Here is a 14,846-nt window from a genome sequence, read left to right as displayed (position 1 = left end):
CCAGGTGTATCACTAGCGAAACAGCGCTGCCACCCTTGCGCTGTTTGCGACGGCGCTTGCCGTTTTGCGCCGTGACGGAGCAACGCCTCCGGAGCGATGAGCCAATCAGATCAAATGCGGACGCTTCGCAGGTATCGGGTGGCTCGCGGCGCCGTCATTTGCGACCAAGCCCCCGACCGCCGGCGAGGCCGGCAAGGAAAGCAAAGGACGCTGAAAAATGTTCGCACTCGCCAACAAGGTCGCTATCGTCACCGGCGCCAGTTCCGGCATCGGCCGCGCCACCGCGAAGCTCTTCGCCGAACAGGGCGCCAAGCTCGTCGTCGCCGGCCGCCGTCAGGCCGAGCTTGACGCGCTTGTCGGCGAAATCGAGGAGGGCACGGCAATCGCCCTTGCCGGCGATGTCAGGGACGAGGCCTATGCCAAGGCCCTTGTCGATCTTGCGGTGGGCCGGTTCGGCGGGCTCGACATCGCCTTCAACAACGCCGGCTCCGTCGGCCAGATGGGACCGGTTCCCGACATGTCGCTGAAGACGTGGCACGAGACCATCGACACCAACCTGACCGGCGCCTTTATCGGTGCGAAATACCAGGTGCCGGCGCTGCTGGAGCGCGGCGGCGGCTCGCTGATCTTCACCTCCAGCTTCGTCGGGCGCACCGCCGGCATACCGGGCATGGCGGCCTATGCCGCGGCCAAGGCCGGCCTGATCGGGCTGACGCAGGTTCTGGCCGCCGAATACGGGGCACAAGGGTTGCGGGTCAACGCACTGCTGCCCGGCGGCACCGACACGCCGGGCGCGACGACGACCACGCCGGAGGCACGGGCCTTCGTCGAAGGCATCCACGCCCTGAAGCGCATGGCGCAGCCGGAAGAGATCGCCCGCTCTGCGCTTTTTCTGGCGTCTGACGCATCCAGCTTCACCACCGGAACCGCGCTGTTTGCCGACGGCGGCGTGTCGATCAACCGGACGTGAACTGTCCGGCGGCGCGGTGATATCCATCAGCCGAAATGTCGCAAAACCGCCCCTTGATTTTCAGTGCGATTTGACGATTTCGTTTTCCCGTCGAAAACGAGCCGGAAAACATGCTGCTGATCAGAACCTATATCGCCCAGAGCGCAATCGAAGGCGTCGGCGTGTTCGCCGTCGAGCCGATCAAGAAAGGGTCGTCGATCTGGCGCCTCGATCCGGACTTCGACCGGCTGATCCCGATGGAAAAATACAAGGCGGCGCCGCCGCACCTCAAGGAATTGCTCGACAGATACGCCTATCCGAGCCCGGACCGGCCGGGATTCATGGTCTATGAAGTCGACAATGGGCGCTTCATGAACCATGCCGAACGGCCGAACACGGACTTTTCGCAATATGGCGGAGCAACCGCCACCCGCGACATTGCGGCCGACGAGGAGATAACCTGCGACTACGGCGAGTTCTTCGAGGATTTCGCCCGGCTTCATTTGGCGACGGCATAGCGGCAGGACCGAGGGGCGTCGTCGCGACTCGTCGTGTTTTGGCCTGGCTATCTGCATTCGGCAGTGGACAGGACGGCATGATTCTGCTATCAGCCGCCCCAATTCGTGGTGGAATTCGCCGCGGAGGCTTTCGGCTATGGCCGTTTGCCTGTTGATTTCAAACCCGAAAGACAGGATTGCACGTGCAGGTACTCGTCCGCGACAACAATGTTGATCAGGCGCTTCGCGCGCTCAAGAAAAAGATGCAGCGCGAAGGCATCTTCCGCGAAATGAAGATGCGCGGACATTATGAGAAGCCCTCCGAAAAGCGCGCCCGCGAGAAGGCGGAAGCCGTTCGCCGCGCCCGCAAGCTGGCCCGCAAGCGTGCACAGCGCGAAGGCCTGTTGCCGATGACGCCGCGCCCGGTCGCGGCCGGTGCTGCCGGCGCAGCGCGTCCGCCGCGCTGATACCGCCAATTTTTCGTCCTTTTCGAAGGATATCCAAGGTGGCGCGATGCGGAATCGCCGCCACCTTTTTGTTTAGAGCGACCTGCATCCATTTGGACGCGCAAGGTACGCTTTAACGCTTGGTGACAATTTCGACCCGGTTCGGAGGGGAAACGGACCTGACGGCGCGGCTGCAGTTAAGGACAGAGCAGACATGAACGCAAATACCGTGGAGCGCAGAACCGCATTGCACGGCTTTGCACTGACGGCAGCCCTGCTTTCCGGCCTGGCGCTGGCCGGCTGCCAGACGGCCCCGACCGGCGAATTCAACAATATCGACAAGGCGCAAGGCTCGACCGAGAACATCTCCTCGCTCTCGGCCGTGATCCAGCGCAATCCCCAGGATCCGGAAGGCTACAATGTGCGCGGCTCGGCCTATGGCCGCGGCGGTCAGTACCGGGCGGCGCTGAAGGATTTCGACACCGCCATCCAACTCAGTCCGAATTTCTACCAGGCTTATTCGAACCGCGCCCTCATCCAGCGCTTCCTCGGCAACCAGGAAGCCGCCCTTGCCGATTACAACCGCGCGATCCAGATCAATTCGAGCTACGACGCCGCCTATATCGGCCGCGGCAACCTCTATCGCAAGGCCGGTCGCACCCAGGACGCCTTTAACGATTTCCAGAAGGCGATCCAGCTCGACACAACCGATGCCCGCGCCTACCACAATCGCGGCCTGATCTATCAGAGCCAGGGCCAGCACGCTTTCGCCATCGAGGATTTCTCGACCGCCATCTCGCTGTCGCCTGACGCGGCCGAGCCCTACAACGGCCGCGGCCTGTCCTACCTCGCCATGAACGACGAAGACAACGCCTTCGCCGACTTCAACATGGCCGTCAAGCTCGACGGCAAGAACGCCGAAGCCTGGTCCAATCAGGCGCTGATTTACGAGCGGCGCGGCGACAAGGCCAGGGCGTCGAAATCATACCGCGAAGCGGTCCGTCTCGATCCGACCTACCAGCCGGCCAAGGACGGCTTGGCGCGCACCAACGCCGGCTGATCGAAGGCGGTTTCGGCTGAAGACGGAGCCCGTCATCGGTCCACGGCCGACGGCGGTTTGGCACGCCTATAACGCCGCATTACAGCGCCGCGCGTCCTTGGACGCGCAAAGGACGCTGTAACACTTTGATTTTGCGCATGATCCTTTCCGAAAATCGATTCGATTCCCGGGGTCATGCACGAACTCCCGCCTTGATCGCGCCAAGTTTTCGGCGGAACGCTCAGGATGCTCAGCCGTTGTTCAAGGCAATTCGCGAAAGGACCTCCCCATGATCAAGAAAACCGGCTGCGCCGCAGCGCTCGCCACGACCCTGCTTGCCGTTCCCGTCAACGCCGGAACGCTCCGGCTTGGGACGCTTGATTGCACCATCGACGGTGGCACCGGCTATGTCATCACGTCAAACAAGGGCGTGTCCTGCACCTTCCGCCCCTATGATCGCGGGCCGTCCGAGAAGTACACCGGGATGATCTCCAAGCTCGGCGTCGATATCGGCCAGACGCATCAGGGCCAACTGGCATGGGCGGTTCTGGCCGCCACCCGCAGCCATGACGAGGGCGACCTTGCCGGCAGATATTATGGCGTCAACGCCGAGGCGAGCGTCGTGACCGGCGGCGGCGCCAATCTCCTGGTCGGTGGACTGGACGGCGCCTTCATGCTGGAGCCGCTCAGCGTCCAGGCGCAGACTGGCGTGAACTTGGCGGTGGCGGTCGCCTCGTTGGAGCTGATCCACTCCTTCAAGTAAGCGGGCACATTTGCTCCCTCTACGCACGGCGCGGAACAGGATACTGTTTCGCGCCGTATACTTTTTTATGCATGGCGCCCAAGCAGCGGTTTTGGGATAACGACATTCATGCGCTTTAGGGGGACTCACCGTGCAGAAAATCATCATCGCCGCTGCCATTATCGGCATCTGGGCAGGTCAGGCTCACGCGCGCGATCAGGGCGTCGAGCTTGGCGTGCTCGATTGCGCCATCGGCGGCGGCACCGGCTTCATCTTCGGCTCGAGCAAGGATCTGAGCTGCACCTTCACGCCCGCCGACAGGACGTTTGCGCCGGAAGCCTATTTCGGTGTCGTCAACAGATACGGGCTGGACATCGGCACCACCAGACAGAGCGTGATGCAGTGGCTGGTGCTGACGCCGCTGAAAAACATCTACGCGCCGGGCGCGCTGGCCGGCGATTATGTCGGCGCCAGCGCCGAGCTGACGGCCGCGGTCGGCGCCGGCGCCAACCTGTTGGTAGGCGGCTCCTCGCAGGCCTTCACTCTGCAGCCGCTCAGCCTGCAGACACAGACCGGCGCCAACATCGCCATCGGCGTCAGCCAGTTCCAGCTGCGCAGCACGGCCGATTGATCGCGATGGCGGAGGCGCGATCGGAACTGGCGTTCGTCTCGATCCCATGCTAGGAACGAACAAACAGTGAACATATGTGGATCATTCGACAATCACCAAGAAAGCCAATTGACGTCTAGACGTCTTAGCGATAGCATATTTCTGGTGGTTTTGGGGAGACTCATGCGTCGAGCGCCGGGAAGTGTCAGAGATTCGATCGTAGGTTATCTTGCTGCAGCAGAATGCGCATCGTTGGGGGAGATCCACCAAGCCGTAGCCCTTAAGCTCGGGGGCGTTGCGCCATCCTCAATCCGTTCCTACATCAATCTCAATACGCCGGCACTTTTTGAGCGAACAGCGCGTGGACACTACAGGCTTCGCGACGGGCACGGCGAAGGGGCTGGGATCGAGGCGCAGCAACAAACCTACTATCTCGGAAAGTCCACGCTGATTCATGCTGATTGTTTCGGCTGGTTAAGGGATTGTGCGCCTAGGTCAGTACAGGCGGTGGTTACAGACCCGCCCTACGGATTGCTTGAATATACAGAAGACGAACAAGAGAAGCTTAGGCGAGGAATGGGGGGCGGGGTTTGGCGCGTGCCGCCGTCCTTCGACGGACATAGGCGTTCCCCTTTGCCACGCTTCACCGTACTCGATGAAGGCGCACATGCTGCGTTACATGACTTTTTCCTAGAGTTCGGCAGGCTTGTGCTCCGCGCGACGGTGCCAGGTGCCAACGTGATCGTCGCGAGCAACCCGCTCCTTGCGCATCTGGTTGCAGGTGCAATGACACAGGCCGGCTTGGAGCTTCGAGGGAATATTGTTCGTCTGGTTATGACCATGCGCGGCGGCGATCGGCCGAAGAACGCGCACTTAGAATTTCCGGACGTAAGTGTAATGCCACGCTCAATGTTTGAACCTTGGGTGGTTCTGCGTCATCCTTTGGACGGACGAGTGCAGGACAACCTACGCAAATGGAAGACAGGCGGCTTCCGTCGCATCTCGGCCGATAAACCTTTCGGCGACGTCATCAAGTCAAATCCTACGCCGGTGGGTGAAAAGCGCATTGCTCCGCATCCGTCCCTGAAGCCGCAGGCATTCCTGCGACGTCTCGTCTATGCCTCGCTGCCCATGGGGGACGGTATCGTCCTGGATCCCTTCGCGGGGTCCGGTTCTACCCTCGCCGCCGCCAATGCGGTCGGCTACGAAAGTATCGGCGTGGAAAGGGACCTGACCTATGTCACGATGGCCCGCAGCGTCGTCCCGAAGCTCGCCGCTCTATCTGTTCAGCAAATAGATCCAATTTGATCGGAGTTTTTGAACACCGGCGCGATCGAGTGTCGCCGTGCGGGTGCCAAGTTCGCCTCGCGGATTCTTACGAAAATCGGTCTCTTTCACGTGAGCAATATAGACTTCCGAGAAACGCATCGGGCGGCGATCACGAGCCGGCTCCGTAACGTGATCGGTCTCATATACAAAGACGCACATATGCTGCTCGCGCGCACCATGGGTATCGACAGCGCCACCTCGCTTGCGGGTACTCTTGATTTCGACGCCTTCCGTGCCGGATTTCACCGAGTTGTTGGGATAGACTCCTTGCACCAGAAGGTCGGGATGGCCGTTGAAGTGTCGGTTCTCGACAAGTGAGCGCGCATGCTTCGCCATGGAGGCAGTCAGCATGTCGGACATCATACCGGACATGGCGGCTGGCCGAAGCATGTCGTCGAGACGATGTAGGCCCCGATCCACAGCATGTTGTTTACATCATGGAAAAAATCATAGACGTCCTGCATCGCAATCTCGAAATCTTTAAGCCGAAGCTGATACGGCAGGACAGCTGCTGCGTTGAATTTTGACGTATCTACCGTTTCGCGATGCATAAGATTGATTCCCCTTACTCTATGACTAGGGGGAACCGTAATAGTCGTCCAGCAAAGAATCCCAAAAGTCCCTGGGTCGCTTTTTGGCAATTTCGGTTACCGAGGCGCCCCACCGAGATCGACGCTGCCTCGACGCCATAAGTGTTTAAAAAACCGCTTGAGCTCAACCGCGGTTGAGGTCCTACAAGCCATTCCCGAAGCGCCGCGTGCCCCATTTGGTCGCGAAGGACGCTCCAGCATTTTTTAAAATCGGCGTATAGGAAAGTTCGGGAGGACGGGGTGACCGAGACCAGCACAAACAGAGTGGACTGGGCCGCGCTGTGGGCGAGCGGCGATCTGGCGCGCTTCTGCTTCATCAGCCTTGGCATCCTGCTGCACGCCACCAACGAGACGATGGTGGCGACGATCATGCCGGCCATGGTCGGCGAGTTGGCTGGCGTGCAACTGGTCGGCTGGTCGCTGGCGATCTACGAGCTTGGCGCCATCGTCGCAGGGGCCGCCGCCGGACGGCTGGTTAGCTTTGTCGCGCTGCGCACCAACATGGTGGTTGCCGCCCTGCTCTACGCAGCCGGCGCCTTGGTCTGCGCCACCGCGCCTTCCATGCCACTGTTTCTCACCGGTCGCCTGATCGAGGGTTTCGGCGGCGGCGCGCTGGTATCGCTGGCCTTCGTCTCGGTCGAGCGGCTGTTTCCGCGCGCCATCTGGCCGCAGCTCTTCGGCGTGATGTCGGCGATCTGGGGCGTCGCCGCCTTCAGCGGGCCGATGTTGGGTGCCTTGATGGCCGAGTTCCTGTCCTGGCGCTGGGCCTTCGGCATGTTCACGCTCGGCGGCACCACCATGGCCTTGGCGAGCTTCATCGTGCTCGACACGCCCGGGGCGACCAGGCCGCAGTCGATCGTTGGCAAACTGCCGCCCTTCCCCTTTGCCGCGCTCGGCTGCCTTGCCGTCGCCGTGGTGCTGATCGCCTTGGCCGGCGTCGACATCGCCCTGCTGCGCTCGTCCCTGCTGCTGGCCCTCGGCTTGATCGGCCTTGCGCTGTTCGTTCGCATCGATGCGCTGAAGCCGCGCTCGCGGCTGTTCCCGTCGAGGCTGTTTTCATGGCGCTCGCCCGTCGGCAGCGGCATGACCATGGTCGCCGCCTTTTCGGTGGCAACCTGCTCCTTCGGTGTCTATGGGCCGCTGCTCCTAACCAGCCTGCACGACATTCCGCTCCTGACCACCGGCTACATCATCGCCGCCGAATCGATCGCGTGGTCGATCCTGTCGATCCTCGTCGCCAATGCGCCGCCGGAGCGCGAACGACTGATCATCACCGGCGGCGCGGTAATGATCGCGGCCGGCATCGCCGGCTTCGCCTATACTGTGCCATTGGGCTCGATTCCGCTGATCCTGCTTTGCGCCCTGTTGCAGGGTGGCGGCTTCGGAATTGCCTGGCCTTTCGTCACGCGGGTGATCGTGGCATCGGCCAGGGCCGACGAGCAGACGATCGCGTCGGCTGCGGTGCCGACGATGCAGCGCATTGGCTATGCGGTGGGTGCGGCACTTGCAGGCATCATCGCCAATGCGAGCGGCTTTTCCGACGGCCTCGACCGCGAGGCGGCGGCGAACGTCGCAAGCTGGCTGTTCCTCGCCTTCGTGCCGCTCGGGATCTTGGGATGCCTTGCCGCGCTGAGGATTTCGGTGGCGACCGATAGGCCACAGGAAGCTGTCACGTAGAGCGTTAGACGACGATCGTCTTCAGCCGTCCCGCGATCAAGGCGGCAAGCCGCGCCGCCACCTCGTCCTTGCTCATCTCCGGCCATTCCTCGACGCCGGCCTTCGAGACGATCCGCACCTTGTTGCGGTCGCCGCCCATCACGCCCGGAGGGCCGACGCCGCTTTCATGCGACACGTCGTTGGCGACGATGAGATCGGCGCCTTTCTTCCTCAGCTTGGCCTCGGCGTTGCTGACCAGATCCTGCGTTTCGGCGGCAAAGCCGATGACCAGCCCCGGCCTCAGCCTGTGATGGCCGACCCCTGCCAGGATGTCCGGGTTCTCGACCATCTGCAGCGCCGGCGGTCCCTCGCCCGCCACCTTCTTGATCTTCTCGCCGGCCGTACCTGCGGTGCGCCAGTCGGCGACCGCCGCGACGAACACCGCCGCATCCGCCGGCAGAAGCTGTTCGACCGCGTCCTTCATCTCGGCCGCCGTTTCGACATGCAGTGTGGTGACGCCGACCGGATCGGCAATCGACACCGGACCGGAGACGAGGCGCACATCGGCGCCCTGCCTTGCCAGCGCAGCGGCAATCGCATGGCCCTGCTTGCCGGACGAGCGGTTGGCGATATAGCGCACCGGATCGATCGGCTCATGTGTCGGCCCGGAGGTGACGATGATCCTTCGCCCTGAAAGCGGTTTCGGCCTGGTATCGAGCAACGCCTCGATGGCGGCGACGATCTCCAGTGGCTCGGCCATGCGGCCCTCGCCCGCCTCGTTGCTCTCGGCCATCTCGCCCTTTGCCGGACCGATGAAGGCGATGCCATCCTTGGCAAGCGTCGCACGATTGCGGCGGATCGCCGGATGCGACCACATTTTTGGGTTCATGGCCGGCGCCAGCAGGACCGCCTTGTCGGTGGCGAGCAGCACGGTCGAAGCCAGGTCGTTGGCGTGGCCATTGGCAAGTTTCGCCATCAGGTCGGCGGTGGCCGGCGCGACGACCAGAAGGTCGGCCTCGCGCGACAGCCTTATATGCCCGACATCGTGCTCGTCATTGCGATCGAAAAGTTCGGTGAAGACGTGATCGGCCGACAGCGCCCCGGCCGACAGCGTGGTGACGAATTCCTGTGCGGCGGAGGTCATCACCACCCGCACCGCGGCGCCGCGCTCGCGCAGCCGGCGGATCAGATCGAGCGCCTTGTAGGCGGCAATGCCGCCGCCGATGATGAGCAGGATGCGCTTGCCGGAGAGGGTCATGGCCGAGACCAGTTCTTGTCCAACGTCATGCTGGCTTCAGTGCCGGCGTGATATCGGTATGGATGAAATCATCGCCCTTGAAAAGCAGTGGCAGATCTCGGGTCTTGGCGAGAGCGTAGGCGAAGCAGTCGCCCATGTTGAGGTTGGCGGGGTGGCGGGTGCCGCGGCCATAGGTTGAATAGGCAAGGCGAGCTGCGAAAAGTTGCACCAAATCGAAGGCTAGAATTTCGAGTTGAAGCTCCGAGACTATCGCTTCAAGTCGGGCAGTTCCCTCCGGATATCTGCCTCGCAAGGCGACGCAGTATGCTTCATATAGCGTGCCAGAGCTGATCGTCGGCAACTCCGATCGGGCGATGGCGTTGGCAAACAACACGTTGTCTGATTCCCGCCCCAGAATGGAAATCAATGCCGACGTATCGACGACAAGAGCGCTCACCGGAGGCCTTCGTCCCACATTTCATCTGTGAGTTTCTTCAGGTCGAAAGGCTCCGCTGGTTTCACGCCAAGCGCCAGAACCTTGTCAACGTCGATCCTTCGTCGTGCAGGGCTTTTAACCTCTCTCGCAAGAACTTCCCGAGCCTCCTGCTCCATCGAAACACCGCGCGCGGCGGCGCGCTCGCGAAGGGCCTGCTTCACGCTGTCGTCAAGATTGCGAATGGTAAGAGTGCCCATGGCATTGCTCCTTCTCATCCAACATAGTCGATGAAAGGAATGCTTTCAATGACAGCGTCGCTAGCACTGCTGTCATTGCTTGCATTTCACAACAACCTCCAGGCGATATAGAGCAGCGTCAGCGCGATCACCCACAGCGCCAGCCGGCCGGACCTTGTATAGTGCGCCTCGGCCTTGCCGATGGCGCGCGCGGTTGTTTCGTCGAAGCGCAGCCCGTGCTCGGCCATCAGGTCGATCTCGCGCGACAGCCGCTCGGTGCGCGCGGCCAGGTCCGGCGCCTGACGAGCCAGCGTCAGCATCGCCTTGGCGCCATCGCGGGCATCGGTGAGCAGGCCGCGCGGGCCGAGATTGCCCGCTATCCAGTCGCCGACCACCGGTTCGGAGGTCTTCCACATGTTGAAGGCGGGATCGAGCGTGCGGGCGACGCCTTCGACCACCACCATGGTCTTCTGAAGCAGCACCAGCTCCGTCCGCGTCGCCATGTCGAAGAGATCAGTGACCTCAAACAGCAGCGTCAGCAGCTTGGCCATCGAGATGGTCTCGGCCGACTGACCATGGATCGGCTCGCCGATGGCGCGGATCGCCTGCGCGAAGGCGGCGACATTGTGCTGGCGTGGCACGTAACCCGCCTCGAAATGCACTTCGGCGACGCGCAGATAGTCGCGGGTGATGAAGCCGTAGAGGATTTCGGCCAGGAACCGGCGCTCCTTCTTGCCGAGCCGGCCGGCAATGCCGAGATCGACGGCGACGATGGTGCCGTTGGCCTCGACGAACAGGTTTCCCGGATGCATGTCGGCATGGAAAAAGCCATCGCGCAGCGTATGACGCAGGAACGACTGGATCAGGTTGGCGGCAACCGCCTTGAGATCGTGGCCGGCATCGATGAGGCCGGCAATGTCGTTCATCTTGACGCCGTCGACCCATTCCATGGTCAGCACGTCGCGCCCGGTACGTTCCCAATCGACGGACGGGACACGAAAGCCGGGATCGTCCTTGGTGTTCTCGCCGAGCTCCGAAAGCGCTGCCGCCTCTAGCCTCAGATCCATCTCGATCTTGGTGGTCTGGGCAAGTGTCTCGGTCACCTCGACCGGCCGCAGCCGGCGCGACGACGGGATGTATTTCTCCTGCAGGCGGGCGGCGAGGAAATAGCTTTCGAGATCATGGAAGAAGCGGCGGCGCACGCCCGGTCGGATGACCTTCACCGCCACCCTTGAAGCAACGCCGCCATGGACGGTTTCGGCGGAATGGACCTGGGCGATCGAGGCGGCGGCGACGGCATCGCCGAAACTGAAGTAGAGATCACCGATCTTGCGCCCGAGCGAGGCCTCTATCGCCGCGATGGCCTCGGCCTGCGGAAATGTGTGCATCTTGTCCTGCAGCATGGCGAGATCGAGCGCCATGTCGTTGCCGACGACATCGGGCCGCGTCGCCAGGAACTGGCCGAGCTTGACATAGGAGGGGCCGAGCCGCACGACCGCCTTGGCCAGCCGGTCGCCGCGCTCATAGGCGAGCGCGCGGCGGCGCGTGAACAACCGCGCCAGGCGCCAGCCGAACTTCGGCAGGCCGGAAAGCTCGTCGCCCGGCAGAGCCGCGACGACGCCTTCGCGGACCAGCACCCAGCCGGCCCGTACGAGCCTGAAAGCAGCGCCGACGGAACTCATGATCGGGCCAGCCTCAAAGCTTCCAGCCCGAATGCAGCGCGGCGATGCCGCCGGAATAGTTGCGGAACGAGGCGCGATCGAAGCCCGCGCGGGTGATCATGTCAGCAAAATTCTGCTGGTTGGGAAATTTGCGGATCGATTCCACCAGATAGGAGTAAGGCTCGCCATCGCCGGTGACTGCCTTGCCGATCCTGGGGATGGCATTGAACGACCAGGCTTCATAGGCCTTGTCGAGCAGCGGCATCTCGACCTCGGAAAATTCGAGGCAGAGAAAGCGCCCGCCGGGCTTCAGGACGCGATAGGCTTCAGCAAGCGCGACATCGATGCGCGGCACGTTGCGGATGCCGAAGGCGATGGTGTAGGCGTCGAATGTGGCGTCGGGGAAAGGCAATCCTTCCGCATTGGCCTCGACGAAATCGGTGTTGTCGGACAGGCCCTTTTTCTCGGCCCGGTCGCGGCCGACGGCAAGCATCGAGGCGTTGATGTCGAGAACCGTGGCGTGCGCATGGCCGCGGCTCGCCTCGACGATCCGGAAAGCGATGTCGCCGGTGCCGCCAGCGACGTCGAGAACTTTCCAGCCCGGTCGCTTCGGCGGATTGAGCCACGTCACCATGGCATCCTTCCACAAACGGTGCAGCCCGGCCGACATCAGGTCGTTCATCACGTCGTAGCGGTTGGCGACCTTGTGGAAAACGTCGTTGACCAGGGATTGCTTGTCGCCTGCCCCTACGCGCTTGAAACCATAGGAGGTTTCCATGCCGCCCGCAGCCGTGGTTCTCTCAACTGACATTATTTTGATCCGTCATAAAACCGGCGGAACCATAGCCGATCGATGGTGCGGGCGCTATTGTTTAAGGCGCGGTGTTCGGCCGCGCTTCCAGGTGGTGGGCTTATACGACCTGGACCGACCTGACGGGATGATTGAATGCCTTTGAAAGCGGAACTGCACTGCCACATCGAAGGGGCAGCGGCGCCCGAACTCGTCATCAGCCAGGCACAAAAATATGGCAAGGACGCCTCGCCCTACATCCAGGACGGCTCATTCGTCTGGCACGATTTCAGTTCTTTCCTCGCCGCCTATGATTTCTCCTCAGATTTGTTCCGCACGGAGGAGGACTATGCGCGGCTGGCCGATCATTATCTGACCAGCCTCGCCCGCGACGGCGCCATCTATTCCGAAATCTTCACTTCGCCTGACCACGCGACAAAGGCCGGACTGTCGCCCAAGGCCTACACCGACGCGCTTGGCGAAGGCATGGCCCGCGCCAAGGCCAAGACCGGCATAGAGGGCCGCATGATCGTCACCGGCGTGCGCCACATCGGCGTCGAGGCGATCGAGCAGGCGGCGCGTTTCGCCGCCCGCTGCGGACATCCGCTGGTCACCGGCTTCGGCGTCGCCGGCGACGAGCGGATCGGCGACCTGGAGGACTATGTTAGGGCCTTCGAGATCGCCCGCGAGGCCGGTCTCGGCATCACCGTCCATGCCGGCGAACTGATGGGCTGGGAGAGTGTGGCGGCAGCACTCGACCACATCCGCCCTTCCCGCATCGGCCATGGCGTCCGCGCCATCGAAAACCCCGACCTGGTCAGGCGCATCGCCGACGAAGGCGTCGTCCTCGAATGCTGCCTCGGCTCCAACATCGCGCTGAAGGTTTTCGACAGCTTTGCCGACCACCCTTTTCCCGTACTCAAGGCAGCGGGCTGCAAGGTGACGCTCAACTCCGACGACCCGCCCTATTTCTGGACGTCGCTGAAGCGCGAATACGACCTTGCCGCCGAGCATTTCTCGATGAACGACAAGGCGCTGGCCAGCATCACCAGAACGGCAATAGAGGCCGCCTTCGTCGACAGGAAGACCAAGGCGATGCTGCTGGGCCGGCTCGACGTCAAGGGCAGATGAATGGTGAATGGTGAATGGTTCGCCCGGCGCTTCGGTCCGTCAACCGCGAGTTTTTCCGCTGAACCAAGGACTCGCAAACCTATTCACTATTCACTATTCACTATTCACCATTCACCATTCACCATTCACCTGCGCAGCTAGGAGAACACCATGCAGGGCGTCACCGTCGTCGACCATCCGCTTGTCCAGCACAAGCTGACCATCATGCGCAAGAAGGAAACCTCGACGGCCGGCTTCCGGCGGCTGTTGCGCGAAATATCGCTATTGCTGGGTTATGAGGTCACCCGCAACCTCGAATTGACGACGACCACCATCGAAACGCCGATCGAGACGATGGAAGCGCCGACGCTGGAGGGCAAGAAGCTGGTCTTCGCCTCGGTGCTGCGCGCCGGCAACGGCCTGCTCGAAGGCCTGCTCGACCTGGTGCCGGCGGCGCGCGTCGCCCATATCGGCCTCTACCGCGACCATGAAACGCTGGAGGCGATTGAATATTTCTTCAAGGCGCCGGGCGATCTCGCCGACCGGCTGGTGATCGTCGTCGATCCGATGCTGGCCACCGCCAATTCGGCGATCGCGGCCGTCGACAAGCTGAAAGGGCGCGGCGCCACCAACATCCGTTTCCTGTGCCTGCTGGCGGCGCCGGAGGGCATCGAGCGCTTCACCAAGGCGCACCCGGATGTTCCGGTTTTCACCGCCTCGATCGACCGCCAGCTCAACGAGAAGGGCTACATCATGCCAGGTCTCGGCGACGCCGGCGACCGCATGTACGGGACCAAGTGATCGGAGCCTCCGGCCGCAGGTTTCTGCCGTTTACCTCTCGTTTACGCAACAGCGCGGTTTCAGCCCCCGTTAAAGCGGCAAACACCATATCGGGATTAGGCATCGGCGTTCACGAAGGCCGATCCATGTTGCGCAAGCTTCTCATTCTAGGCGTGTTCGCCGGAACATCGGCGTCCATCCCGATGCTCTATCAGTCGAATCCGCAAATGCTGGACGGCCTGCTGAAATCGGCGGCCGGGTTCAAGCCGGATGTCGAAGCGCCAACGGACGTGAACCTGGCCACCGTTCCCAGCAAGCCGGCGACATCGCAGCCGCTCGGCCGCAAGGTCGTCGTCGTGGCGGACGCGCGTGGGCATTTCACCTCGACATTCAAGCTCAACGGCCGTCAGGTCGACGGCATGATCGACACCGGCGCAACGCTCGTCGCCCTCAACACCTCCACCGCGCGCCGGATCGGCATTTCGCTGAACGCATCCGACTTCCGCCACCAGGTCAACACCGCCAATGGCACGATCAAGGCTGCATTGGTGACGATCGACCGCCTGCAGATCGGCAAGATATCAGTCGAAAGCGTCCAGGCGGTCGTGCTCGACGACAGGGCGCTGCGCACCAACCTGATCGGCATGAATTTTCTCCAGCGGCTCGAAAAATACCAGGTCGAAAACGGCGCGCTGCTGCTGGTGCAGTAGACCATGATCCCGAAAAGTGGAAACCGGT

General features: G+C 62.3%; 18 protein-coding genes. 11 read left to right on the top strand and 7 right to left on the bottom strand.

Going from position 1 to position 14,846, the window contains the following annotated elements; genetic code table 11:
- Nucleotides 1-217 precede the first annotated feature (217 nt).
- The 7 genes from MESS2_RS11475 to MESS2_RS11445 all read left to right on the top strand — a co-directional run bounded on the left by MESS2_RS11475 (nucleotide 218) and on the right by MESS2_RS11445 (nucleotide 5,591).
- Complete coding sequence (locus tag MESS2_RS11475) at nucleotides 218-970, top strand: SDR family oxidoreductase (RefSeq protein WP_008874391.1); 753 nt, start codon at nucleotides 218-220, stop codon at nucleotides 968-970.
- Nucleotides 971-1,080: 110 nt separating this feature from the next.
- Nucleotides 1,081-1,467 (top strand): SET domain-containing protein, encoded by a 387-nt coding sequence (locus MESS2_RS11470; RefSeq protein ID WP_008874390.1) that lies wholly within the window; start codon nucleotides 1,081-1,083, stop codon nucleotides 1,465-1,467.
- Nucleotides 1,468-1,649: 182 nt separating this feature from the next.
- Complete coding sequence (gene rpsU / locus MESS2_RS11465) at nucleotides 1,650-1,913, top strand: 30S ribosomal protein S21 (protein WP_008874389.1); 264 nt, start codon at nucleotides 1,650-1,652, stop codon at nucleotides 1,911-1,913.
- 193 nt (nucleotides 1,914-2,106) lie between these two features.
- Entirely contained in the window at nucleotides 2,107-2,952 is an 846-nt protein-coding gene (locus MESS2_RS11460) for a tetratricopeptide repeat protein (protein WP_008874388.1), read from the top strand.
- Between the two features lie 268 nt (nucleotides 2,953-3,220).
- A complete protein-coding gene (locus tag MESS2_RS11455) occupies nucleotides 3,221-3,694 on the top strand; it encodes a DUF992 domain-containing protein (RefSeq protein WP_008874387.1) in 474 nt (157 codons plus the stop codon).
- Nucleotides 3,695-3,824: 130 nt separating this feature from the next.
- Nucleotides 3,825-4,304, top strand: coding sequence for a DUF992 domain-containing protein (locus MESS2_RS11450; RefSeq protein ID WP_008874386.1), 480 nt, complete (start codon nucleotides 3,825-3,827; stop codon nucleotides 4,302-4,304).
- Between the two features lie 162 nt (nucleotides 4,305-4,466).
- Nucleotides 4,467-5,591, top strand: coding sequence for a DNA-methyltransferase (locus tag MESS2_RS11445; protein ID WP_008874385.1), 1,125 nt, complete (start codon nucleotides 4,467-4,469; stop codon nucleotides 5,589-5,591).
- Here the strand turns inward: MESS2_RS11445 and MESS2_RS30875 are convergent.
- Nucleotides 5,562-5,984 (bottom strand): hypothetical protein, encoded by a 423-nt coding sequence (locus tag MESS2_RS30875; RefSeq protein ID WP_008874384.1) that lies wholly within the window; start codon nucleotides 5,982-5,984, stop codon nucleotides 5,562-5,564. The two genes, MESS2_RS11445 and MESS2_RS30875, sit on opposite strands and share 30 nt — an antisense overlap.
- A complete protein-coding gene (locus MESS2_RS32950) occupies nucleotides 5,972-6,163 on the bottom strand; it encodes a hypothetical protein (protein ID WP_008874383.1) in 192 nt (63 codons plus the stop codon). Before MESS2_RS32950 ends, MESS2_RS30875 begins: the two co-directional genes overlap by 13 nt.
- A 279-nt stretch (nucleotides 6,164-6,442) precedes the next feature.
- On the opposite strand from MESS2_RS32950, the gene MESS2_RS11430 reads away from it, so the two are divergent.
- Nucleotides 6,443-7,879, top strand: a complete 1,437-nt coding sequence (locus MESS2_RS11430) for an MFS transporter (protein ID WP_008874382.1) — start codon at nucleotides 6,443-6,445, stop codon at nucleotides 7,877-7,879.
- Nucleotides 7,880-7,883: 4 nt separating this feature from the next.
- Here the strand turns inward: MESS2_RS11430 and coaBC are convergent, their stop codons facing one another.
- The 5 genes from coaBC to ubiE form a co-directional block, all read right to left on the bottom strand.
- Nucleotides 7,884-9,116, bottom strand: coding sequence for a bifunctional phosphopantothenoylcysteine decarboxylase/phosphopantothenate--cysteine ligase CoaBC (gene coaBC / locus MESS2_RS11425; protein ID WP_008874381.1), 1,233 nt, complete (start codon nucleotides 9,114-9,116; stop codon nucleotides 7,884-7,886).
- Nucleotides 9,117-9,141: 25 nt separating this feature from the next.
- Nucleotides 9,142-9,552, bottom strand: a complete 411-nt coding sequence (locus MESS2_RS11420) for a type II toxin-antitoxin system VapC family toxin (RefSeq protein WP_008874380.1) — start codon at nucleotides 9,550-9,552, stop codon at nucleotides 9,142-9,144.
- Entirely contained in the window at nucleotides 9,549-9,788 is a 240-nt protein-coding gene (locus MESS2_RS11415) for a FitA-like ribbon-helix-helix domain-containing protein (RefSeq protein ID WP_008874379.1), read from the bottom strand. The genes MESS2_RS11420 and MESS2_RS11415 overlap by 4 nt, the downstream gene beginning before the upstream one ends.
- Nucleotides 9,789-9,874: 86 nt before the next feature.
- Complete coding sequence (ubiB, locus tag MESS2_RS11410; protein ID WP_008874378.1) at nucleotides 9,875-11,449, bottom strand: 2-polyprenylphenol 6-hydroxylase; 1,575 nt, start codon at nucleotides 11,447-11,449, stop codon at nucleotides 9,875-9,877.
- A 13-nt stretch (nucleotides 11,450-11,462) separates the two neighbouring features.
- A complete protein-coding gene (gene ubiE, locus MESS2_RS11405; protein ID WP_008874377.1) occupies nucleotides 11,463-12,239 on the bottom strand; it encodes a bifunctional demethylmenaquinone methyltransferase/2-methoxy-6-polyprenyl-1,4-benzoquinol methylase UbiE in 777 nt (258 codons plus the stop codon).
- 135 nt (nucleotides 12,240-12,374) lie between these two features.
- Between ubiE and MESS2_RS11400 the strand changes: the two genes are divergently transcribed.
- From MESS2_RS11400 to MESS2_RS11390, 3 genes are all read left to right on the top strand, one after another.
- Nucleotides 12,375-13,349 carry an adenosine deaminase gene (locus MESS2_RS11400; protein WP_008874376.1) on the top strand — a complete coding sequence of 325 codons (975 nt, stop codon included), beginning with the start codon at nucleotides 12,375-12,377 and terminating at the stop codon, nucleotides 13,347-13,349.
- A 150-nt stretch (nucleotides 13,350-13,499) separates the two neighbouring features.
- Nucleotides 13,500-14,129, top strand: a complete 630-nt coding sequence (gene upp / locus MESS2_RS11395; protein WP_008874375.1) for a uracil phosphoribosyltransferase — start codon at nucleotides 13,500-13,502, stop codon at nucleotides 14,127-14,129.
- A gap of 125 nt (nucleotides 14,130-14,254) precedes the next feature.
- Nucleotides 14,255-14,818: a TIGR02281 family clan AA aspartic protease gene (locus tag MESS2_RS11390; protein ID WP_008874374.1), complete on the top strand. Its 564-nt coding sequence runs from the start codon at nucleotides 14,255-14,257 to the stop codon at nucleotides 14,816-14,818.
- Nucleotides 14,819-14,846 lie beyond the last annotated feature (28 nt).

Origin of the sequence: Mesorhizobium metallidurans STM 2683, from assembly GCF_000350085.1 — a bacterium.
Taxonomy (GTDB): domain Bacteria; phylum Pseudomonadota; class Alphaproteobacteria; order Rhizobiales; family Rhizobiaceae; genus Mesorhizobium; species Mesorhizobium metallidurans.
Note: the sequence above shows the minus strand (reverse complement) of the source record. Positions and strands in the feature narration are given on the sequence as shown.